Raw genomic sequence first — 23698 nt, 5'->3', positions numbered from 1 at the left:
ATAAGCAAACTGTAAACTACAAGGCAAGTAAAAAACGTTAAAATCTTTGATAAAAACCAAAGTTTGCGTTTTAATTTTCTATTTTTTAACAAGCAAGAAGTGATTTACACCTTATGAAGCCAAATGATGTTGTTTCAGAACTGCCAAAGACCCCGACGAATACTCATGCCTCTGTCGATGCTGCGCAGCAAGAACAACAGGCAGGCTTAGATTTCGTTCGCCAAGTAATCACTGATGATTTAAAAGAAGGTCGTACTCAGAAAGTTGTGACACGTTTTCCACCTGAACCAAATGGTTATTTACACATTGGTCACGTGAAAGCGATTTGTCTAAATTTCGGTATTGCCGAGGAATTTGACGGCTTATGTAATCTGCGTTTTGACGATACAAATCCTGATGCCGAAGATCAAGAGTATGTAGATGGTATCGCCAATGATGTGAAATGGCTAGGTTTCGACTGGAATGGTGAACCTCGCTATGCTTCTGGCTATTTTGATCAACTTTATACATGGGCGGTTCAGCTCATTAAACAGGGTGATGCTTATGTCGATCTGCAAACGCCTGAAGAAATTAGACTTAATCGCGGTAACTTTGTAGAGCCAGGCAAGAACTCACCTTATCGTGATGCGACCATAGAAGAAAACTTAGCGCGTTTTGAACAAATGCGTAACGGTGAAATTCAGGAGGGTGGTGCTGTTTTACGTGCCAAAATTGATATGGCTAGCCCAAATGTTCACATGCGTGATCCGATCCTTTACCGTGTATTACATTCAGAACATCATCAAACAGGGGGTAAATGGAAAATTTATCCAATGTATGACTATGCTCATCCATTATCTGATGCTATCGAAGGGATTACACATTCTTTATGTACATTAGAGTTCCAGGATCATCGTCCATTCTATGACTGGATTGTTGAAAAAGTTCACTCTGATGCAGTTCCTCGTCAGTATGAGTCTTCACGTCTAAATGTGGATTATACGATCACCTCTAAACGTAAACTACGTAAATTGGTTGAGGGTGGTTATGTGAATGGGTGGGACGACCCACGTATGCCTACTGTTGTTGGTATGCGTCGTCGTGGTTTTACTCCAGAAGGTTTACGTGATTTCTGTAAACGTGTAGGTGTGTCTAAAACGGATGGTATTGTTGATGTAGCAATGCTTGAATTCTGTATTCGTCAGTCATTAGAAAATACCGCAGCACGTGGAATGGCCGTACTAAATCCACTTAAAGTGACTCTGACGAATTTAGCTGAAGAGTTAGATCTAACGCATGCCCGTCATCCAAACGTAGATATGGGTGAGCGAATTATCCCTTTAACTCGTGAAATCTATATTGATCGTAAGGATTTTGAAGAAGTCCCACCTAAAGGTTTTAAACGTTTAATTCCTGATGGTGAAGTACGCTTACGTCATGCTTATGTGATCAAATGTGATGAAGTGATTAAGGATGCGAATGGTGAAGTTGTTGAACTTAAATGTTCAATTGATCCTGAGACTTTAGGTAAAAACCCTGAGGGGCGTAAAGTTAAGGGGGTTATTCATTGGGTATCAGCAACTAAAGGCGTACCTGCTGAAGTTCGAATCTATGATCGTTTGTTTACTGAAGCGGCACCTGATGCAGATGATGACTTCTTGGCAAATCTTAATCCTGAATCATTAAAAGTTGTGCAAGCTGTGATTGAACCTGCTTTAGCTCAAGCAAAGCCTGAAGATCGTTTCCAATTTGAACGAGAAGGGTATTTTGTTGCAGATCAGCATGATCATAGTGCTGATAAACCTGTATTCAACCGCATTCTTGATTTGAAAGATAGTTTTAAAGTCGATAAGAAATAAGACAGCAAAAAGGGGGAATATCCCCCTTTTTTTATATCCTAGATAGTTGTCTATCTTAAAATATCAATCAATCTTAATTTCCTGGATTTATGTGGTAAAAGTAAACTATTAAAGTTACTAATAAAAACACAGCAAGTGCTAGGTAGGTGTTAACTGTATGAAAGCTTTTAATAAATTTTAGGATGTTCATTTCTATACCACAACAAAAATAAGACAAAAATGTAATTTTTAATATACATTTCAATTATCATTGTAACTCTAACCAATTATTTTTCAATAATCGTTGTCATGAGAATTAAATAATTACGTGTATTAAATTGTTAATATTAATAATAGTTCTTATTTGTTAGATAAAATTAATATCTAATCAATACACAACGTAATCATGATTTAGCAAATTTGAGATAAATATTGCTGAATAACCATAGAGCAACTTTGTTCTAACTTATCAGCATATAATTGATTATCTGTTCTTAGTTGTGAAATCGAAACGCCGGTTTGTCTTATTTCACAAGTATGACCGATTAACCATCGTTCGAAATTATCTTTATTAATTTCGATATGAAATTGTAATCCCAAAATATTCTTGCCAATTTGGAATGCTTGATTTGGGTAAAGTTCAGAGCTTGCGAGTAGCGTAGCTTCGTCTGGCAAATCAAAAGTATCTCCATGCCAATGTAAAACATGAATATTTTCAAGAGGACTTAAAAGATTATTCTCTTTCTGATTTATTTTTAATTTATCCCAACCGATCTCTTTAGTATGACCAGCATAAACTTTTGCACCTAGAGCATAAGCAATCAATTGCGCGCCTAAACAAATCCCTATAGTAGGTTTGTTGTCTTTTAAGCGTTGTTTTAGTCCTTCGATTTCATGAATTAAAAATGGGTAATCTTCTGATTCATATACGCCAATTGGACCACCAAGGATAATCGTTAATCCTTCATAGTTTAGTGCTTGAGTTAGATCATCTACACCAGCCTCAAAATACCTTACTCTAAAACCTAATTGATAGAATACATCTTCAAGAGAGCCGAGGTCTTCAAACGCAAGATGTTGAATTGCATAAATTGTCTTTGGAAATGAAGTTTGAAGATTCATAAATTTGATTAAACTCTTTTATTAATTTTGATTGAATTTTTTATTCAACAAGCTGAGCTTGTAATATTAACTGGTACACCAATCGGAACGCAGTAAGCTGTATTGTAGCAAATCATGAAACTGATGTGACCAATAACCACCTTCTCTAAGACAACCTTCATATTGAAAGTTTAATTTTTCGACTAAACGTAGAGATGCAATATTTTTTGGATGAATAAAAGCTTCAATTCGATTTAATTGCATATTTGAAAATCCCCAAGGAATAATGAGTGTTAACGCTTCAGTCATATAGCCTTTAGCCCAAACCTCAGGAAGTAGTTCGTAACCGATCCTACATTTTTTTTCAGTTGGGCTCACATTTAAATAAACCACATGTTCCGATCAACTGATTATTATCTTTTCTTTGAATACCCCAGCGCGTAGCAGGATTTGGTTGAGTTCTCCAATCTCTGAAGATCTCAATATATTTTTGCGCTTCAGATAGGGTTTGAATTGGATCTGTACCGAACCAACGCATTGCTTCCTTATTTTTATAAATATCAAGCAGCTGAGGTGCATCATCCATTACAATTTCACGTAATAGAAGTCTTTCACTCGACAGTATTGGAAATGGCATTGATGGGATAATCTCGATTTAGCAAATGAATTAGAAAATTAATTTTGTTTGGCTGGATTGTTGAATTTCAGCTATTTGATGATCATCTTTTAGATTGACACCAGAAAACCCAAGTTGCTTTGATTTTTTCATCAGATTTACAAGACGTTGTGTTGCAATTTGAATACTTAATCCATCAGGACGTATATTTGAAATACAATTGCGGTTCGCATCAACAGAGCCTTTTGAAGCATTTAAGGTATAGTAAATTCCCATGCTATCTGGTGAACTTAATCCTGGACGTTCTCCAATTAATATCACCAACATTTGTGCTTGAAAAATTTCTGCTACTTGATCTCCTAAAGCGACCCGACTGCCTGTAGCAATGATAATAGGTGCAAGCTGCCAAGATTGATCAGTAATTTCTTGAGTAAGACTCAGAATAAATGGGATCGCATTAGTTTCTATAGCTCGAGCTGATAGCCCATCACCAACAAAGATACACAGATCATAATTCAATTGGTTTTGATTGTACTGCTGTTGTAGATATTGCTGTGAGCTGTTGGAAAGTTGTCGACCTAGATCTGGTCTTTTCAAATAGGTTTCTTTGTCATGTGCATTACTTTGTACATGAACTGCTTCCAAATTGTGTTTATTCAATTGCTCAGTTAAGTGAGTTACATCTAGTGATTGATAGACAGCATCCCGAGCTTGAGCATGAGCAAGTTGGAATTCTAAGAAAGCTTTGGTCGGAATACTACAACCAACACGACCTAAGGCAATGCGAGCATCGGTAAATTGTTTTAGCTTTTCCCACTGATCTTGGTGTGTAGGAGAGGGAAATTGATGATCAACTTGAAGTTTCATAATTATGCTCCTAGTTCATCAATAATCGTGAGAATTGATCGGGCATATGATCAGACCAACAGATTTGTGCATTTTGTTGCTTGAAAATCCCTTGTTGTTCTAACCACACTGCAAACTCCGGTGCTGGTTTTAAGCCCAGCAGTTGTCTTAGATACAGTGCGTCATGAAAAGATGTTGTTTGATAGTTGAGCATGACGTCATCTGAACCAGGAATCCCCATAATGAAATTAAGACCAGCTGTACCGAATAGGGTGAGTAAGACATCCATATCATTTTGATCTGCATCGGCATGATTGGTATAGCAAATATCACAACCCATCGGTAAACCTAGAAGTTTTCCACAAAAGTGATCTTCTAAACCAGCACGAATGATTTGTTTTCCATTAAACAGATATTCTGGACCTATAAAACCCACTACGGTATTGACCAATAGGGGATTGAATTTACGTGCGATAGCATAGGCACGAGTTTCTAAAGTTTGTTGATCAACTCCATGATGAGCATTACTGGACAAAGCACTACCTTGTCCAGTTTCAAAATACATGACATTGTTACCCAATGTGCCACGCTTTAACGCCAGCGTTGCTTCGTATCCTTCTTGCAGTAAATCAAGTGATATTCCAAAACCCTCATTTGCTTTTTGTGTTCCTGCAATTGATTGAAACATTAGATCAATTGGTACATTTTTCTCGGCAAGTTGGATGCCAGAGCTAATATGTGTAAGTACACAGGATTGAGTCGGGATTTTATATTCTTGAATGATGTGATCTAAAAGTTTTAAAAGTTCAGCAAGATTGTGCAAGTTGTCGGTAGCAGGATTAATTCCAATTACTGCATCACCGTTACCATACATCAATCCATCCAAAATACTTGCAGATATTCCTAAAAGATCATCAGTGGGATGATTAGGTTGCAAACGTGTTGATAGATGTCCTTTCAGACCAATTGTATTTCTAAATTGAGTAATCACCTCACATTTACTTGCAACATAAATAAGATCTTGATTACGCATGATCTTGCTCACCGCTGCAACCATTTCAGGGGTCAAACCTGAAGATAATTTTCTTAATGTTTCTGTTGTCGCTTGTTCACTTAAGAGCCAGTTGCGAAAATCACCTACGGTGTAATGAGAAATAGGCGAAAATGCTTCCAGATTGTGTTCATCAATAATCAAACGGGTGACTTCATCTGCTTCATAATCAACTACAACCTCATTTAGAAATACTTTTAAGGGCAACTCGGCTAGAGCCATTTGTGCCGCAACACGTTCAGTAGCATCTTCTGCAGCAATGCCTGCCAATTCATCTCCTGAACGTTGTGGTGTCGCTTTAGCCATCAATGTCTTGAGATCATGAAAATGATATTGATGATTATTGATCATCATTCGGTAGCTCATATTTTTATCCTTCTTCTTTGAGTCTTTGTTCGGCTGATTTTATATTTGCAAATTCTTCTTCTGGTGTGCCTTTAATAAGATGATAACGGCTATAAAGTAAAAAGTATGCGATAAAAACGGCATAAATTGTTGCTGCAATAAACCAAACCTCTGGATTTACGACAAAGCCAGCAATGACTGCAGCAATTGCTAAAATGAGTGCTACAGAAGAGGTGAGAATGCCACCCGGTGTTTTGTATGGGCGAGGCATATCAGGTTTTGAAAATCGCAATTTGATATGTGAAAGTAGAATCAGTACATAAGAAATGGTTGCACCAAACACAGCGATTAAAATCAGTGCATCACCTTGTTTGGTCAATGACAGGAAAAAACCGATGATACCTGGGATAATAATTGCCAAATAAGGTGATTTGTTTTTATTGGTCAATGATAAGGATGTAGGAAGATAACCAGCGCGTGATAATGCAAAAATTTGGCGAGAATAAGCATAAATAATGGAAAAGAAGCTTGCAATCAGTCCAGCTAAACCAACGAAATTAACAAAAGTTGCTAACCAAGAATCTTTGCCATACACAGTAATGAGTGCATCAACTAAAGGGGCTCCAGAATTTTTTAATGTATCTGCACCTGCGGCACCAACACCTAAGATCAAAATCAGTAATGCGAAAGTCGTCAGGATCAACATTGCACCAATTAATCCACGAGGGAGAGATTTCTGAGGTTTTTTTGCTTCCTCAGCTGCTAGAGGGACACCTTCAACGGCGAGAAAAAACCAGATGGCAAAAGGTACTGCTGCCCATATGCCTATATACCCATGCGGTAAAAAGGCGTTTGCGCCTGCTGCTGAAGTTGTAGATATTTTAAAAAGATTAGAAAATTGGAAATGTGGCAGCATTGCTGCAATAAAAACAATCAATGCTAGAACTGCAATCGAAGTGATTGCAAAAATAATGCTTAGCGCTTCACCAGCACCTTTTAAATGAATCCCCATAAAAATGAGATAACAGGCTAGATAAATCATCCACCCATTGATACCAAATAATGATTCACAATAAGCGCCAATAAACACAGCAATTGCAGCAGGAGCGATTGCATATTCAATCAATATCGCTGTGCCTGTCAGGTATCCGCCGAAAGGTCCAAATGCTAAACGTGCAAAACTATATCCGCCACCTGCAGTTGGCATCATAGTCGACATTTCTGACATTGATAGGCATAAGCACAAATACATAATCGCAACTAAAATGGTGGCAATAAACATTCCGCCCCAACCACCTTGAGCGAGTCCAAAATTCCAACCAGCGAAATCCCCTGAAATGACATAAGCTACACCGAGTCCAATCAATAATATCCAACCAACAGATCCTTGTTTAAGTTGGCGTTGTGAAAAGTATTCATCTGAGCTAATAGACGTATCATTTGCAGTAAATGAGGGAGATTTTGAGTGATTCATAAAACACTCCAATAAGATTTATTCATCTTATGAGGTGCAAAACTGATGCCTAAAATGTCGTTAGATGGGTTAGAAGAGTGTTTTTTATTCCATTTGGTAAAATATTTGGGGTTTTTATAAATTTATGACTATTTTTTATGCACTGAATTTATTTGTTTTTAGCGCTGATGGCTTGGCTTTTTTTAGAAAATGCCAAAATTTGGTGCATTTTTAAATTGAAGCTGACCAAATCAGAACTAGTTCATAACTGCTCTGATTCAATCAGCCAAATATAAATATGATTATTGAATTTTTTGTTCTAACCATTGGAACAATTGTTGGTAAACGTATTCACGAACAGGTGGTGCCGACAGAACAAGATCATGTAAACCATTATGAATTGCTAAAGTTTGTACATCACCTTTCATTTTTTTAGCATTGTGAATCATATCTTTCACATCAAGAATCACATCGCTTTGCTGCGCATCTATACCCCATTTTTTAGGATATTTAGATTGATGGGAATGCATGATCAGCGTTGGAATTTTCAAACTTACACCACGATGAATTTCTTTTTGCGCTTCATGAATCGCGTGAACGAAACACAAATGTACAAATGGCATAGATTTAGGTTTCCAATCTAAATTGAAATCCCACTCACCATAAAAGTCTTTATGCAAACTTGGGGTATACCAAGGGTTTAGTCCACTTGGAAATTTGGCATTAGGTAAATGTTTACCTGCTTCGCTTAATAGAGGAATACCGACTTTTTTCTCAATCACACTTTTATAAAAGTCATAAAATGGGCTATTTGCCCATAATGCTTTAATTAAACGATGATCAGGATAATGCGCAGCATATAAGGTTGAGATGAGTCCACCCGTTGAATGTCCTGCCAATAGAACTTGATTATGATTTTCTTTAGCTATGATCTCGAGTGCTTTACTGATTTCAGCATCATATTCTCTTAAATCTAGTACATAATACAATTTCTGATGCGGAAGCTTTGAACGACCATATTTTCTTAGGTCGAGCGCATAAAAGTCATAACCATGTTGATTAAATTTTTCAGCCATTTCAGTTTGAAAAAAATAATCAGCAAAACCATGAATATACAAAACAGCTTTTTTTGTTGGGTTGTGGGCTTTTTTTCGAATTAATGTTGCCACGACTTTGCCATCGTAATCATCAGCAAAATTTAAAGTCAGTTGCTGATAATCCTCACCTAATATATCTGTTTGATATGTATGAAGGTTTGAAGTATTCATTGTTATAGATCGAGTCAAAATTCATTAGCAAACACATTAAATGAAAACCATATGTTGTCAATCCAAATCTTCGACATTGGCAGTTCTCTAAACAGCTAGATTTTTATTTTTATTAAAAAATCGTTAAGCTATGTGCTGTTGTTTTTGACTGACGAAATTATGAAACAAGAAACTGCACTGAATATACTCAAAGCTGGGGAAAATGTTTTCCTAACAGGTTCAGCTGGTGCAGGTAAAACCTATACGCTCAATCAATACATTATGTATCTCAAGGCGCGTAAAGTTCCAGTAGCGATCACTGCATCCACTGGAATTGCCGCGACGCATATGAATGGTATGACTATTCATACTTGGGCAGGGATTGGAATTAAAGATAGCTTGAGTGATGATGATCTTAAGCGTATGAAAGAGCGTAAGTATTTAAAAGAACATTTAGAAAATGCTCAGGTTCTTATTATAGATGAAATTTCAATGCTGCACGCTAAGCAGCTAAATCTTGTTAATCAAGTCTTAAAATATTTTAAAGAAAGCGATGAGGCTTTTGGTGGCATACAAGTGATTGTTGCGGGAGATTTTTTCCAGTTACCACCCGTAGGTCGAAACGGTGAAGCCAACCGTGATAAATTTTGCTTTATGTCTGATGCATGGGTTGAGGCTAAATTTCGAGTTTGCTATTTAACCGAACAACATCGTCAAGACGATGAAATTCTTAACCAAATTTTAAACGCTATTCGTGCCCAAAGTATTCAAAATCACCATATCTCAGCATTGCAACAGTCTAAACATCACGATATAGGTGAGACGTTTACACGTCTTTATACACATAATATGGATGTTGATAACATCAATTATCAGCATTTGAATGAAATTGATAACGAGAGTCATCAATTCAATGCGGTTGTTGATGGGAATGAAAAACTGATTGAAACCTTGAAATCATCTGTTCGCGCTCCAGAAGAACTTACCTTAAAAAAGCATGCCAAAGTTATGTTTGTAAAGAACAATTTTGATATGGGATATATCAATGGAAGCTTGGGAGAGGTGATTGGCTTCGAGGAAGATGATACACAAGGGATCTTGCCAAAAGTTAAATTGACGGATGGAACAACATTATTGGTTGAGCCAGAAACATGGTCAATTGAAAATGAAGCAGGCAAAGTGATTGCAAGTTTTCAACAAATTCCATTGCGTCTAGCATGGGCGATTACGATTCATAAAAGCCAAGGAATGACTTTAGAAGCTGCTGAAATCAATCTTACCCATACTTTTGAAAAAGGTCAGGGGTATGTCGCTCTTTCGCGTTTAAAATCACTAACAGGTCTAAAACTTCTTGGATTTAATGAGCAAGCTTTAGAGTTGGATAGTTTAGCAATAAAAGCTGATCGCCGTTTTCAAGAGCTCTCGAGTGAGGCAGAAATCAACTTTGAACAGATGGATTTGACAACTCAACATAATGCCTTTATTCGACACTGTGGGGGAACTTTGAACCCGACTGAAATTAGTCGAAATGAGAAAAAATTAAGCAAAGGAGCTAAGCAAAATTATGCGGCTGCTACTTTGGATGAAACGAAGGCATTGTTTGAGGGTGGTTATGAAATTGAAGATATTGCTCACGAGAGAGGTTTGACTCCAGCTACCATCATCAATCATTTATCGCGCCTTCACAAAGAGCAAGGTTTGGATATTTCAGTTGCACATCCTGGTGATGAAGTTGTTGAGGAAGTTCGAAAAATCTATAAACGATTGAGCAAGCGTAAAAATCCAGAACATTTTACGGATGATGGCTCTATTAAATTACGCCCGATTGTTGAAGCAACTAGTCCGAGAATGGCTTATGATCAAGTGCGTTTGGCATTGTTATTTATAGAATAGGACGACCATATGCCTCATATCATAGTGAACTATTCAGCTAACTTGATTGATTTAGATGAACTTCAATTATTAGAGCAAATTAATTCAACATTGCTTGACTCGAAGCAATTTGTCGAACAGGACATTAAGTCACGAATTTTCAAAGATCAGAGTTTTTTAATTGGAATAAATCTGCCTTTAGAAGCATATATTCATCTCAAGTTATATCTGTTAAGTGGTCGAACTGCAGAACAGAAAAAGCAACTTGGTGAAGCACTTTTACAGGCACTTAAAATAAAAAAATATTTACAATCTGATTCAGATTTTAAAACACAAATTTGTGTTGAAGTTATTGATATAGAAAAAGATAACTATTTTAAAGATGTCATTTGAAGCTGGTTTTTAAATGACATCATTGATAACATTTTCTAATTAAAAAGCTTAATATCGACATATTGCCGAATCAAATTATCATCCAACATATGTACATAATCTAAAAATGCGACATTGAAACTACCCACAGTTTGAGCATGTTCATACGCCAATTTTCCAGCTATAGCAAAATGTATATGTGAAGCAAGTGCAGCAATTGTAGGCGTGCTAACAGCGTGATACGCAGCAGTCAATGCACCTAATGCGCATCCTGTTGCCGTTATTTTAGGTTGAAGATAGCAGCCACCATTCACTTGAATCACTGTATTTAGTTGTTTGGAAATGATGAAATCGGATTCACCAGAAATCGCAATACACTCTGAATATTGCAATAAACTCTTTGATTGTTCATAAACATCTTGGCTGTTTAATGTGCTGTCTACACCTTTCGATACTGTTTGATTACCAGCTAGCGTGCTAATTTCAGAAGCATTTGCCCGAATAATATTTGGTTTAAAGTTTAATAACTGGTCTACCGTCTCGCTCCGCCATTGCAAAACTGCACCATAACCTACTGGATCAAGTACCCAAGGCGTTTGCTGCTGTTGTGCTGTCTGTGCAGAAATGAGCATCGCTTGAGTTTGTTCTGTCGTAGGGGTCCCAGTATTTATACTAAGCGCGGAACTAATTTTAGTGAATGCTTCAGCTTCGAAAGGATTGTCGATCATGGCTGGAGAAGCACCAGCAGCAAGCAAGATATTTGCCGTGTAATTCGTTGCAACACTATTGGTGATACATTGAACAAGAGGGGCTTTGTCTTGTAAGGAATGCCAAGCCTCAATCACTTGATCAATAAGCTGTTGTTTTAAAGACATATCGAATCCTTACTTTATGAAACTAGTTGCTAAATTTTAGCGTGTAAAATAGTGGTCTTGATGTTTACATTGGCGACAAATCAACGAAACATAATCTTTTGCATCATAATCAACCGCAAGATCATTCGAACCACAATACATACAACGCTTTACTGAATAAAAATTTAAACGTGGTTCAATCTTGCGCCATGACTTCCAAATTGGTTGGAAAAAAATACTTTCATCATAACCAAGAAATTTAAATAACAAGACTTCACTCATTTTACTCAACGGAATGTTATGAGGTCTTGGTAAAGTGCTTGTTTCCCAACGCTCAGTTGTTGCTCGTTCTCGATACTGCTCTAAGGTTTTTTTCAAGAGATTGGTGTTAATAAACTTTTCATTTTTAACTTGTAGCGCTTTTTGCTTATACAAATATTCCAATGCAGTTTGAATCAAATAAAAGAGTTGACCAACAGCTAGATTTTCCATTAATCGATAGCAAAAGCCTTGAAAAGAGCGATTACCTGCAATTTGGATACCCCACGTACGACAGTAAAATTGCATAAACTGGACAATTTCTTGATATAAAACAAGATAAAGTGCATCTTTTACTTCATCTACTGTTTTAAATGGAATACCTAAACTTAAATTTTCGTAAAACCAATATCGAAGCTGCTGAGTAACACTGAATAAACTTGGATCAGAATAGCCATCAAGTCTTATATTTAAGTAAAAACTTTCTGTCTCGATACTTGAATCTGGAGATTTTAAGATTCCACTATTTAATAGCTCTTTAACAATTTGATTTTGAAATAAATAGTTTGGAGTAATCTCATGGTACTTAATATTTTTCCAATGAATGAGTTCATCATGTTGAACATCTTCACGGGCATATCCATCAAGTAGACTTAATAAGAACAACTTATGAATAAAGCTGAGCTGATTCAAGCTGTAGATGACTTCGTCTTTGACTTTGTATTTACGTTGTTCTTGAATTTTTGTTTGTTGTGTTTGTTTCTTACGCTGAGCTGTACATTGATCACAATGGCAATTTAACTTACTGCTAGTTGTAAAGACTCGATGTTGGCAATGGCTACATTCGTGAAATTGAATTTCTTGTGAATATTGTTCAGCCTCAACCCAATACATTGAAGCTTGGCATAAAGGGCAATGGCTACTTTCATCTAACTGTTTTTGTAGAATCTGTAATTCCATTGAATTATTACCTCTGAACCTCAAAACGGCAATTATACATGTTGAGCATAATCTATGATGTAAAGATTAAAATAGATTTACAACGATGAGATGAGTTGGATATTTGGCAATTATATTGAGGTGAAATTGAAGATATTCAGATTGGATAAAACCTCAAATGGTGTTGTTGAACAACATTAAAGTGTGAATCGGTTCTTATTAGTTTATTAATATGTGATTTTATTGAAAAGTCTTCTAATTTTAGGCAATTAAATATGCTTAAGTCTGATTGACTGTTACTCAGCATTATAATAAATATGTATCTCAGATGGATCTATTTTGCATTACGGAGCGATTTATGCAAAAAAACTCATTCATGAAAGGACTCATGGGCATGTCATTAGCTTTATGCAGTTTGATGACTTTTGCAGCTACACCTGAAGGTTTTTGGAAAAGTATTGATGATCGAACAGGTGAACAACTTTCAATTATCGAGGTAAAAAAGAAACCTGATAATACGTATACTGGAACGATTGTGTATCGCTATCCAGTGCCAGGTGGAGCAGTACTGACGAACTGTGTTAAATGTCCTGAACCTTTTAAAAATAAACCAATCTTAGGACTGCAAATCGCTTGGGGTTTGAAAGAAGATCCTAAGAAACCGAATCAGTATATTGATGGTCGGGTCTTAGAGCCTAAAACTGGTAATATTTACAAAGGTAAAGCTCAGTTAAGTGCAGATGGTAAGCGTATGCGTATGCGAGGTTATATGGGCATTTCTGCATTAGGTCGTACGCAGGTATGGATTCGTACAGATAGCGCAAATCCATAATTTATATTTATTAGGAAAGCCTGAACAAGAATGTCAGGCTTTTTTTATTTGAATAAAACATTGAAATTATGTGAACAATAACGATTAATCATGTTGCTTTTATAGTCAAAAGAACTCATGCGTACAGTGTAAATTGTTTAAAACTATGTTAGTTTTCGCGCATTAAATCTATAAAGATGAATAATTTAGTTTTTAAAATGACGGGGTTAATATGTTGAATCAAATGCTCATGAAAGGAATCATGGGGCTTAGTTTATCTTTTGTGAGTGCGTTAGGTTTTTCTGCGTCTATCGAAGGTTACTGGAAAAGTATAGAAGAGCGTACAGGTGAGCAGCTTTCAATTGTTGAGATCCGTAAAGGAAATGATGGGCGTTATCACGGGAAAATTGTCTATCGATATCCAAATTCACATGGTATTGCTTTAACAAACTGTTCAAAATGTCCTGCACCTTTTACCAATAAACCGATATTGGGACTGCAAATTCTTTCAGGATTTAGAGAGGATCCAAATAAACCTGACTCATATATTGATGGTCGTGTTTTGGAACCGACGTCGGGTCGCATCTATAAAGGCAAGGGGGTTGTGACTGGCGAAGGAAAGCGTCTTCGTATGCGTGGTTATATGGGTGTTTCTGCACTTGGGCGAACGGTTGTTTGGATAAGAACGGATAGTGCTAATCCATAACTTCTAAATGAATAAAAAAACCTCGATTAATTCGAGGTTTTTTGTTGGGTTGAATTTAATTAAACAGGGCATGGTAAATTTTCGTCCTCCTGACAGATTTTTTTAGCAGCGAGTAAGGCTTGTACCTTTTTGGTTGGGACTTTTTCTTTACCTAAGGCATCGTAAGTATTCACGATATTTGTTACTTCAATTGGTGTAATACAAATGCCTTCTGCTGATAAAAAGACTGAAATAACTTGATGGTCAATTCCAGCCGTTGCGAGATCGTGAATTGCTTTAATGTTTTCTAAACGATATAGATGCGCTTTTAATTCCATAATAAAACCCTCACTTGTTATTTTTACATACCTACTTTGGCATATATGATTAAGCAATAACCGTGCACAAAATGTTAAACACAGCAAAAAAATGTAAGTTAGTCGATGAGTGACATTTGCTTTTGTATTTTTGATTTAAGAATGGAAAACAGTGTTGTAATTTTGTCTAAACGATAAGTTGATTCAACGTTTAAATTTGAAATTCGTTTATACAAACCCAATAAAACTAATCAAAGTGATACTGTGGTTCTAAAGACAGGATTTATAAGTTGGCGTATGATTTGCTAATCAAGAAGTCTTGCCAACAAGACCATCTAACGACATGATGAAAGATTAAGGATTACTGATGAATATTGCGGCGCAACCTCCTGTACAAGCAGATCAAACCATTTATTTGAAAGACTATCAAAAACCATCTTTTTTAGTTGAATCAATCAACTTAAATATACAAGTCTATGATGATCATACGATTGTTGATTCAACATTAGTGATGAAGAGACAAGCGGCAGGTGCTTTAATCTTATTAGGACGTGATTTAGAACTTAAATCTATTCAACTCAACGGTGAATTATTAACTGCCGATCAATATGAGTTAGATACAGAGCAATTAAAGATCACCAATGCACCAGATGAGGTCATTATTCAAAATCAGGTGATCATTCACCCTGAGTCTAATACCCAACTGGAAGGTTTATATAAGGCAGGTGATTTATTTGTTACCCAAAATGAACCTGAAGGTTTCCGCAAAATTACCTTTTATCCAGATCGTCCTGATGTATTGTCTGTCTTCACAACGCGTGTAGAAGCAGACAAAAAATATCCTGTGCTATTGGCAAACGGTAACTTACTGGAAACGGGTGAGGCAGGTGAAGATCGTCATTTTGCAATTTGGCAAGATCCAACCAAGAAACCAAGTTACTTATTCGCCTGTGTGATTGGTGATTTAGCGGTATTGAGAGATCGTTATACAACTTCTGAAGGTCGTGATGTTGCCTTAGAAATTTACGCGATCGAGAAAGATATTCCAAAATGTCATATTGCGATGGAAGCATTAAAGCATTCGATGCGTTGGGATGAGGAACATTATGGTCGTCCTTATGATCTAGACAACTATATGATTGTGGCAGTCAGCCAATTCAATATGGGTGCGATGGAGAATAAAGGCTTAAATATCTTTAATACCTCTTGTGTACTCGCTGATGAAGAATTTACGACTGATGCTGCAATCATGCGTGTTCAATCGGTGATTGCACATGAATATTTCCATAACTGGACTGGTAACCGTATTACTTGTCGTGATTGGTTTCAGCTTTGTTTAAAAGAAGGCTTAACTGTATTCCGAGATCAGTCTTTTTCTGAGGATTTACAGTCGGCAGCAGTACAGCGTATCGATGATGTTGCCGTATTAAAAGCACATCAATTCCCTGAAGATGCAGGTCCTTTATCTCATCCTCCTCGTCCAGATCATTTTGTGGAAATCAATAATTTCTACACAGCGACAGTTTATGAAAAAGGTGCGGAAATTAACCGCATGATGGCAACACTTTTAGGTAAAGAAAAATACCCTAAAGGCACAGATGAATATTTCCTTCGTCATGATGGTCAAGCGGTTACTGTTGAAGATTGGGTTGCTGCACTCAGTGCAGGCTCAGGTGTGGATTTATCAAATTTCCTTACGTGGTATAACCAACCAGGTACACCTAAGTTAGAAGCGAAAGGTGAATACGATGCGGCTGCAAAGACCTATCGTTTGAACTTGAAACAAAGTCTAAAAGCACATCCTAAATATCCAAACTTGAAAGCTGTGCCAATCCCAGTTGCTTTAGCATTGTTCAATGCAAAAACAGGTGAACAGTACACTTTGCACAGTGCTGATCTATTTGTAAATGATGTGAAAGATGGCGTTTACTTATTTGATCAAGATGAAGCCACTATTGAATTTACAGATGTGACCGAACAACCAGTCGCTTCATTACTACGCAATTTCTCTGCACCAGTGAATTTAAGCTTTGATTATTCAAATGATGATCTGGCTTTCTTGATTCAACATGAAACCAATGGTTTTAACCAATGGCAAGCGACACAAACGTTGCTAGAACGTATTTTATTAGAAGATCATCAAGCAGATACCTACATCCAAGCAATTAAAAATACTTTGCCTGATTTGGTTAATAAAGATCCTTTACTTGCATCACGTTTGTTTGATGTTCCAAGTGAAAGTTACTTAGGTAGCCGTATCGATCAAGATTATGAACCAGGATTAGTACGTGAAAAACGTGAAGCAGTTATAAATCGTTTGGCACGTGAACTTGGTTCATTCTGGAAAGAAACCTATTTAGCGCTTGATCCTGACTTGCAGAAAGAGTTTTCTTTGGCTATGGGTGTACGTGCACTGAAAAACATCATGTTAAATATGTTGGCACGTCAAGGTGATGAATCTGCTTTCGATTTGGCTTATCAGCAGTATCAGCAAACAGGAAATATGACTGAGCGTTTAGGTGCTTTGCGGGTTCTTGTTTGGAATGATGCACCTCAAGCCCAGTCGGTATTGGATGATTTCTATAATCGTTTTAAAGATGAAGCTTTATCTTTAGATCAATGGTTTACGATTCAATCATCTAACCCTAATGCGACTGCAGAAACCATAGAATACCTCACTAAGCATCCTGATTATGATCTAGGTACACCGAATCGTATTCGCTCTGTGAGTGGTGGATTATCTAATAGTCCCGTGAATACATGGAGTTTTGGCGTTGAACATTTCATTAATCTTGCGACTTATCTTGATGAGAAAAATCCAATTTTAGGTTCTCGTTTATTACAAGTGTTGTCACGTTGGTACACCTTAGCCGAACCTCAGCGTTCTCAGGTACAGCAAGCACTTAAAGCGATGCAGCCGAAAGTTAAATCTAAGAATGTTTCTGAAACACTAAATTCTTTACTCAGTATTTAATCTAAAGTAAGTTTTAGCTTTAACCACAATCGTTTACGGTTGTGGTTATTGTTTTTTATCATTTATAGAATTTCCCTCAATTAAAAAATTATAAAAAATAGAAATGGGAGCATTATAGGAATAATGACACATGGCTTTGAGTGTATTTGATCTTTTTAAAATCGGTGTAGGTCCTTCAAGTTCACATACTGTCGCACCGATGCGAGCAGCATATCGTTTTGTCGAGGTATTGCAACAACGCCGTGATTTAGAAAAGGTCAAACAGATTAAAATTTACTTATACGGTTCATTATCTTCAACAGGAATTGGTCATGCTACAGACAAAGCAACTTTACTGGGGCTAATGGGTAATGATCCAGAGACAATCAATATTTCAGAAAGTCATTTAACTCTAGAAAACGATTTAAACTCTAAAATTTTAAAAATTGCAGGGACTCACTCCATTCCATTTGATGCGAATCAAGATATCCTCTTTATAGATGAAGCTTTGCCTTATCACCCGAATGCAATGAAAATTATTGCATTTGATCAGCAAAACAATGAAGTCTATGCCAATACTTATTATTCGATAGGGGGCGGTTTTATCTTAGATGAGAGTCATATAGACCAAGGAAGTTTTATTGAAGATAAAACTCGGATTCCTTATCCATTTCAAAGCGCAAAGGAACTTTTAGCACTTTGCAAAAAGTATCAGTGCAGCATTAGTTATTTGATGCTAGAAAATGAAAAAAGCTGGCGAACTGAAACTGAGATACGTGAAAAAATCATGGCAATTTGGCATGTGATGCAATCTTGTATTCAAAGTGGTTTACAGCATGATGGCATTTTGGCAGGCGGATTAAATGTAAAACGTCGCGCGAAAAGTATTCACCAACGGTTATTAAGAAAAGAACATAGCAATCTGATCGCGACCACTTTTAATGCAATGGAGTGGGTGAATTTATTTGCACTTGCAGTAAATGAGGAAAATGCAGCAGGTGGTCGAGTCGTGACTGCACCGACCAATGGTGCTGCTGGCATTATCCCCGCAGTTTTATCTTATTACGTGAATTTTTCCGAAGATGAATCTGAGGATACGATTGTAAAATTCTTTTTAAGTGCCGCAGCAGTTGGGATTTTATGTAAATTGAATGCTTCTATTTCTGGTGCTGAGGTTGGCTGTCAGGGTGAGGTCGGTTCAGCATGTGCAATGGCCTCTGCGGGTTTAGCTGAAATTCTAAATGGAACACCTGAACAAGTTGAACATGCTGCCGAAATTGGATTAGAACATAATCTAGGACTGACTTGTGATCCTGTGGGAGGCTTAGTACAAATTCCATGTATTGAGCGTAATGCTATTGCTGCTGTAAAAGCCATTAACGCAGCACAGATGGCGCTCAATGGTGATGGTGAGCATTATGTTTCTTTGGATAAAGTCATTCAAACCATGAAAGAGACAGGCAAAGACATGTCCGATAAATATAAAGAAACCTCGAAAGGTGGTTTAGCTGTAAATTCGATAGAGTGTTAAGCATCATTTAAATGATTGAAAAACAGAAATTGGAAATCTCATAGAAAGGATGTTTATAGCATCCTTTTTTATTTGACAATTAATATTGTCATAAATAGTATGTGATTAATTTTAATACAAGATGGATCATTAAGATGGAAATAAAAACAATCACATTACCCACACGTGACATAGAAGTAGAAGTTTATGCACCTGCTGAAAAATCAGAAAAAGTACCTGCTATTTTATTGCTACATGAGTTGTTTGGCGTACTTGATGTCTATCGTGAAGATGCTCAAGATTTAGCAGACCGTGGTTATTTGGTTTATGTACCCAATTTATTTAGTGGAGGTGCAGTTAAATACTGTATTCGTGCAATGGTCAGTAAGGCTGGGCGGATCAATGCCGCTGATAGTGATGTTAATCAAGAGATTCATGTATTACTTGATGCATTAAAGGCTGACCCACGCTCAAATGGTCGACTTGGTATGCTTGGTCAATGCTTAACAGGTGGTTACGTTATCCAAATGGCAAAACGTGAGGATATGCTTGCACCTGTAGTTTATCATCATTCTTTGGGCATTCAGGGTGCAGGTGTACCGAAAAAAGAATCCTTGGATGATATCCGAATTCTACAAGGTCATTGGTCAACTGTAGACCCATTTTGCCCAGCAACGAAACGTAATAAACTCATCAATCAGTTAGGTGATCGTGTAGAGGCTTATACTTATAATATGCCACATGGTTTCCGCAGTGTGAGTCGAGGTTTACCCGAGGCGAAAGTCGTTTGGCAGCGAACCTTAGATTTCTTTGAAAGAGAACTAAAACAAAATTCAATATAAATAAAATTAAGAGAAGTTTATTATTCTTCAATGTTTATGAATATTTACAAAGAAAAAGGAGAGGGGTAAATGTCTTATAAATACGAATATGCTGGTTTTTGGATTCGTTTAGTTGCTTCCATTATTGACTCAATCATTGTCGTTGTTGCGTTGTTACCTATTACGCTTTTATTTGGTAGAGAAGCAACGAGCTATTCATTTCAAATGACTACAGCATCAGATTGGTTTTGGCAAATTTTGATGGCAGTGTTCTATATTTTTTGTTGGGTTAAATTTGCAGGTACACCGGGTAAACGTCTATTACGCTTAAAGGTTTTAGATGAAAAAACTGGAAATCATGTCACTGTTGGTCAAGGGATTATCCGTTATATCGGCTACATACCTGCGACGCTTGTTTTGTTTATTGGACTTATTTGGGTTGCATTTGATTCAAAAAAGCAAGGTTGGCATGACAAAATGGCAAAAACAGTTGTTGTGAGAGAGTTGTAAAAATAAGGTTGACTGTTGCCAATATTATCTTCGTAAAAATCGCCGTATATGGCGATTTTTTATATTTAAGTATCAAATTTCAAAACATTAGGAAAGATCATCCCACCAATGTTGTATAAGTCTCGAATAGATTCAAATAGAATAATCAAGAATTGATAAAAATGAGAACGATATGAGTTCAGAGGCACATTCGATGAGTTTAATTGCACCAGTAGTTTTACTGGCGGCAGCCGTAATCGCGGTACCAATCTTTAAACGTATAGGATTAGGTTCGGTCTTAGGATATTTGATTGCTGGCTTGGTAATTGGTCCATTTGGGTTTGCCTTTTTTCATGATTCTGCCGCAATTCTGCATGTAGCCGAACTTGGAATCGTCATGTATTTATTCGTGATCGGTTTAGAAATGCAACCATCACATCTATGGAGTTTAAGACGGGAAATCTTTGGATTAGGCACCTTACAAATAATCGTCTGTGCTTTGGCGTTAACAGGTGTTGGGCTATTATTTGGATTCACATGGCAAGTTGCTTTTATTGGTGCGGCTGGTTTTGTATTGACTTCAACAGCCATCGTAATGCAACTGCTTGGTGATCGAGGAGACCTTACTCAACCCCATGGGCAAAAAATTGTCTCAATTTTATTGTTTGAAGATTTGCTGATCGTACCTTTACTTGCCATTGTAGCCTTCATGGCACCGAACCACGTCGTGGAAAGTACTTCAACTCGTTTAGAAAGTATTGGTCTTGGATTAATTGCAATTGCAGGTTTGATTGCAGCGGGATATTGGTTACTGAATCCGTTGTTTAGGTTATTAGCTGCAGCTAGGGCTAGAGAAGTGATGACGGCTGCAGCATTACTTGTTGTATTAGGTGCAGCACTGTTAATGCAAGTCAGTGGTTTATCGATGGCAATGGGAGCTTTTCTCGCAGGGGTCTTATTATCTGAATCCACATTTAGACATCAAATTGAAGCAGATATCGAACCATTTAGAGGGATTTTACTTGGGCTGTTTTTCTTGGGTGTAGGGATGTCTCTAGACCTATCCGTAGTGAAACAGAATTGGCAATTGATCGTCAGTGGTGTGATTGCAATGATGTTTGCAAAGGCATTGATGATTTATATTGTTGCTCTCGTAACTAAAAGTTCGCACACCGAAGCTTTAGATCGGGCTTTACTCATGGCTCAAGGTGGCGAGTTTGCATTTGTGTTATTCGCAGCCGCAGTGAGTGCGCAAGTCATCGATAATACTGTTAAATCAAATCTTACAGCTATCGTCGTTTTATCTATGGTGCTAACGCCAATTCTTGGGATTATTTTTAAACGCTACACCGTATCGAAACAAAAGCTATCTCTTGAAAATGTAAGTATTGCTGATGGGTTAACAGGAAGTGTTTTGATGATTGGATTCGGTCGATTCGGTCAGGTTACCAGTCAATTGTTATTAGCCAGAGGTGTTGATGTCACGATTATCGATACTGATATTGACATGATTCAAAATGCAGAAAAGTTTGGCTTCAAAATCTATTATGGTGATGGATCACGACTCGATATTTTACATGCATCTGGTGCTGCAACAGCGCAAGCGGTTGTGGTCTGTGTAGATAGTAAAGAAACCACCAACAAAATTGTAGAACTGGTGAAGCACCAGTTTCCTCTTGCTAAGCTTTTAGTCCGTTCTTATGACCGAGAGCATTCATTACATTTGGTGAAACATAATGTTGATTATATGATTCGTGAAACTTTCGAATCTGCAATCAAATTTGGTGGCGTTATTTTGCAGCAGTTGGGCGTTGAGCAGGAAGAAGTAAAACGCATTACGCATGAAATACGTGAACGTGATGAAGAGCGTTTTGAAACTGAAATCGCGGCAGATGATGTGTATGCAGGCGTAGGATTACAATATTCACATCGCCATCCAAGACCAACAGCTCCATTGATTCAACCTAAAAAAGCTGCTCGAATTTTAAATGACGAAGAGACTTTAAAGGATTTAGATGAAAAGTAAGTTTTCATTATTTTATTAGCTAGAAATAAAGCCTTAGTCATTCTAAGGCTTATTTTTTAACTTAAATTTGAACAAAATTAAAATGAATATACCTAAAATTAATCCCCAAAATGCTGAACCTATACCCCAAAATTGAATACCTGAAGCACTGCACAAAAAAGTTAATAAAGCAGCTTCACGTTCTTCTACATTTGAGAATGCAACTGCAATATTATGGCTAATTGTTGCAAACAGTGCGATACCTGCGAGTGCGACAATAAAGATCTGCGGAAATGACATCAGCAAACTGACGAGAGTTGCGGCAAAAAGTCCCATTAAAATATAAAAAATACCGCAACTAATTCCTGCAATATAACGTTTACTCGGATCAGGATGAACTTGGTCATCTAAACTTACAGCAGCGCTGATCGCAGCAAGATTTACTGAAAAGCAGCCAAATGGTGCAAAAATCGTATGGGCAACACCTGTCCAACCTACCAGTTGATTGACATGAGGGTGATAACCATAACTTTTAATCATCGCAATCCCAGGCAAGTTTTGTGAAGTCATATTAATTACAAACAAGGGTAATGCTAAACCAAGAATTGCGGACCAAGAAAATGACGGCTGCATCCAAATCGGTTGAGTGAGTGACCAAGAAATTGCTTGAAGTTTAAAATCAATAAACAGTGGGCAAATTGCTGCACCTAAGATTACGGTAAGTACGATGCTATATCGAGGAAATAAGCGTTTTGAAACCAGATAAATAATGAGCATGCTAAGAATGAAACCAAGGTGAGTTTCTAAGCTACTAAATATCTGAATTCCAAATTTTAATAAAATTCCTGCCAACATGGCACAAGTTAGACTTTGAGGAATATGTGCTAATAACTTTTGGAAAATACCTGAAAACCCAACAAGTGCGATTGCAATCCCACAGACAAGGAAAGCACCAATTGCCTCATATAAATCATAATGTCCTGTAGAAGCAATAATCAATGCAATGCCGGGTGTAGACCATGCAGTAGCAACGGGATATTTATACTTCCAAGAGAGGATTAATCCAGATAAGCCAATTGCTAGCCCAAGTGCCCAGAACCAAGAGCTAATTTGTACTGTATTTGCACCTAGAGATTGAGCGCCTTGAATAACTAATATTGCAGATACACTGATACCAATCAAAAAGGTAATAAAACCCGCAAAAACGGCTGGGATAGAAAAATCTTGGAGTACACGTTGCATCTATGCATCTTTAATTGGTTAAAATTTATTGAAAAGTATAGCGTTAATGTTCTCTAAATCGTAGTTAAAAGATGATTGAATAAATTGATTAGTT

Annotated in this window: 21 protein-coding genes; 10 read left to right on the top strand and 11 right to left on the bottom strand. The window is 37.0% G+C overall.

Translation table 11 applies throughout. The annotated features are described in order from the left end of the window. The first annotated feature begins 113 nt into the window (after positions 1 to 113). On the top strand, positions 114 to 1838 hold the full coding sequence (locus H2677_RS09750; RefSeq protein ID WP_212638417.1) for a glutamine--tRNA ligase/YqeY domain fusion protein: 1725 nt from the start codon (positions 114 to 116) through the stop codon (positions 1836 to 1838). A 390-nt stretch (positions 1839 to 2228) separates the two neighbouring features. Here H2677_RS09750 and H2677_RS09745 read toward each other — a convergent pair whose 3' ends face one another. The 7 genes from H2677_RS09745 to H2677_RS09720 form a co-directional block, all read right to left on the bottom strand. Continuing rightward, the gene (locus tag H2677_RS09745) at positions 2229 to 2939 is read right to left on the bottom strand and encodes a glutamine amidotransferase (protein ID WP_212638416.1); all 711 of its coding nucleotides are present in this window, start codon (positions 2937 to 2939) and stop codon (positions 2229 to 2231) included. A 66-nt stretch (positions 2940 to 3005) separates the two neighbouring features. After that, complete coding sequence (locus tag H2677_RS16140) at positions 3006 to 3296, bottom strand: GNAT family N-acetyltransferase (protein WP_268919028.1); 291 nt, start codon at positions 3294 to 3296, stop codon at positions 3006 to 3008. Next, positions 3283 to 3555: a GNAT family N-acetyltransferase gene (locus H2677_RS16135; RefSeq protein WP_268919027.1), complete on the bottom strand. Its 273-nt coding sequence runs from the start codon at positions 3553 to 3555 to the stop codon at positions 3283 to 3285. The genes H2677_RS16140 and H2677_RS16135 overlap by 14 nt, the downstream gene beginning before the upstream one ends. 30 nt (positions 3556 to 3585) lie before the next feature. Next, the gene (gene eutC, locus H2677_RS09735) at positions 3586 to 4401 is read right to left on the bottom strand and encodes an ethanolamine ammonia-lyase subunit EutC (protein ID WP_212638415.1); all 816 of its coding nucleotides are present in this window, start codon (positions 4399 to 4401) and stop codon (positions 3586 to 3588) included. 10 nt (positions 4402 to 4411) lie between these two features. Continuing rightward, positions 4412 to 5797 carry an ethanolamine ammonia-lyase subunit EutB gene (locus H2677_RS09730; RefSeq protein ID WP_212638414.1) on the bottom strand — a complete coding sequence of 462 codons (1386 nt, stop codon included), beginning with the start codon at positions 5795 to 5797 and terminating at the stop codon, positions 4412 to 4414. A gap of 4 nt (positions 5798 to 5801) precedes the next feature. Beyond that, positions 5802 to 7250, bottom strand: a complete 1449-nt coding sequence (gene eat, locus H2677_RS09725) for an ethanolamine permease (RefSeq protein ID WP_212638413.1) — start codon at positions 7248 to 7250, stop codon at positions 5802 to 5804. Between the two features lie 281 nt (positions 7251 to 7531). Beyond that, on the bottom strand, positions 7532 to 8497 hold the full coding sequence (locus H2677_RS09720; RefSeq protein ID WP_212638412.1) for an alpha/beta hydrolase: 966 nt from the start codon (positions 8495 to 8497) through the stop codon (positions 7532 to 7534). Positions 8498 to 8656: 159 nt separating this feature from the next. On the opposite strand from H2677_RS09720, the gene H2677_RS09715 reads away from it, so the two are divergent. Beyond that, a complete protein-coding gene (locus H2677_RS09715; protein WP_075696645.1) occupies positions 8657 to 10369 on the top strand; it encodes an AAA family ATPase in 1713 nt (570 codons plus the stop codon). Positions 10370 to 10378: 9 nt separating this feature from the next. Further along, entirely contained in the window at positions 10379 to 10741 is a 363-nt protein-coding gene (locus H2677_RS09710) for a 5-carboxymethyl-2-hydroxymuconate Delta-isomerase (protein ID WP_212638411.1), read from the top strand. 35 nt (positions 10742 to 10776) lie between these two features. Here H2677_RS09710 and thiM read toward each other — a convergent pair whose 3' ends face one another. Together thiM and H2677_RS09700 are read right to left on the bottom strand one after the other, a co-directional pair. Beyond that, on the bottom strand, positions 10777 to 11595 hold the full coding sequence (gene thiM, locus H2677_RS09705) for a hydroxyethylthiazole kinase (protein ID WP_212638410.1): 819 nt from the start codon (positions 11593 to 11595) through the stop codon (positions 10777 to 10779). Positions 11596 to 11631: 36 nt separating this feature from the next. Further along, positions 11632 to 12792 (bottom strand): hypothetical protein, encoded by a 1161-nt coding sequence (locus tag H2677_RS09700; RefSeq protein WP_212638409.1) that lies wholly within the window; start codon positions 12790 to 12792, stop codon positions 11632 to 11634. Positions 12793 to 13129: 337 nt separating this feature from the next. Here H2677_RS09700 and H2677_RS09695 point away from each other — a divergent pair, with 337 nt between their 5' ends. Further along, positions 13130 to 13603, top strand: coding sequence for a DUF2147 domain-containing protein (locus H2677_RS09695; RefSeq protein WP_212638408.1), 474 nt, complete (start codon positions 13130 to 13132; stop codon positions 13601 to 13603). A gap of 211 nt (positions 13604 to 13814) precedes the next feature. Then, complete coding sequence (locus tag H2677_RS09690; protein WP_212638407.1) at positions 13815 to 14288, top strand: DUF2147 domain-containing protein; 474 nt, start codon at positions 13815 to 13817, stop codon at positions 14286 to 14288. A 59-nt stretch (positions 14289 to 14347) separates the two neighbouring features. On the opposite strand, the gene H2677_RS09685 is transcribed toward H2677_RS09690, so the two are convergent. Then, positions 14348 to 14605, bottom strand: a complete 258-nt coding sequence (locus H2677_RS09685) for a hypothetical protein (RefSeq protein ID WP_004955000.1) — start codon at positions 14603 to 14605, stop codon at positions 14348 to 14350. A gap of 346 nt (positions 14606 to 14951) precedes the next feature. Between H2677_RS09685 and pepN the strand changes: the two genes are divergently transcribed. From pepN to H2677_RS09660, 5 genes are all read left to right on the top strand, one after another. Next, on the top strand, positions 14952 to 17558 hold the full coding sequence (pepN, locus tag H2677_RS09680; protein WP_212638406.1) for an aminopeptidase N: 2607 nt from the start codon (positions 14952 to 14954) through the stop codon (positions 17556 to 17558). Positions 17559 to 17688: 130 nt separating this feature from the next. After that, positions 17689 to 19068: an L-serine ammonia-lyase gene (locus H2677_RS09675; RefSeq protein ID WP_212638405.1), complete on the top strand. Its 1380-nt coding sequence runs from the start codon at positions 17689 to 17691 to the stop codon at positions 19066 to 19068. Between the two features lie 134 nt (positions 19069 to 19202). Continuing rightward, positions 19203 to 19889, top strand: coding sequence for a dienelactone hydrolase family protein (locus H2677_RS09670; protein ID WP_004912073.1), 687 nt, complete (start codon positions 19203 to 19205; stop codon positions 19887 to 19889). 69 nt (positions 19890 to 19958) lie between these two features. Further along, positions 19959 to 20378: an RDD family protein gene (locus H2677_RS09665; protein WP_004954991.1), complete on the top strand. Its 420-nt coding sequence runs from the start codon at positions 19959 to 19961 to the stop codon at positions 20376 to 20378. Positions 20379 to 20550: 172 nt separating this feature from the next. Next, positions 20551 to 22383: a monovalent cation:proton antiporter-2 (CPA2) family protein gene (locus tag H2677_RS09660; protein WP_212638404.1), complete on the top strand. Its 1833-nt coding sequence runs from the start codon at positions 20551 to 20553 to the stop codon at positions 22381 to 22383. A gap of 42 nt (positions 22384 to 22425) precedes the next feature. Here the strand turns inward: H2677_RS09660 and H2677_RS09655 are convergent, their stop codons facing one another. Then, complete coding sequence (locus H2677_RS09655; protein WP_212638403.1) at positions 22426 to 23604, bottom strand: benzoate/H(+) symporter BenE family transporter; 1179 nt, start codon at positions 23602 to 23604, stop codon at positions 22426 to 22428. Positions 23605 to 23698 lie beyond the last annotated feature (94 nt).

Source organism: Acinetobacter junii (genome assembly GCF_018336855.1).
Classification (GTDB): domain Bacteria; phylum Pseudomonadota; class Gammaproteobacteria; order Pseudomonadales; family Moraxellaceae; genus Acinetobacter; species Acinetobacter junii.
The sequence above is the reverse complement of the archived record's forward strand: the minus strand, read 5'-3'. Positions and strand labels throughout refer to the sequence as shown.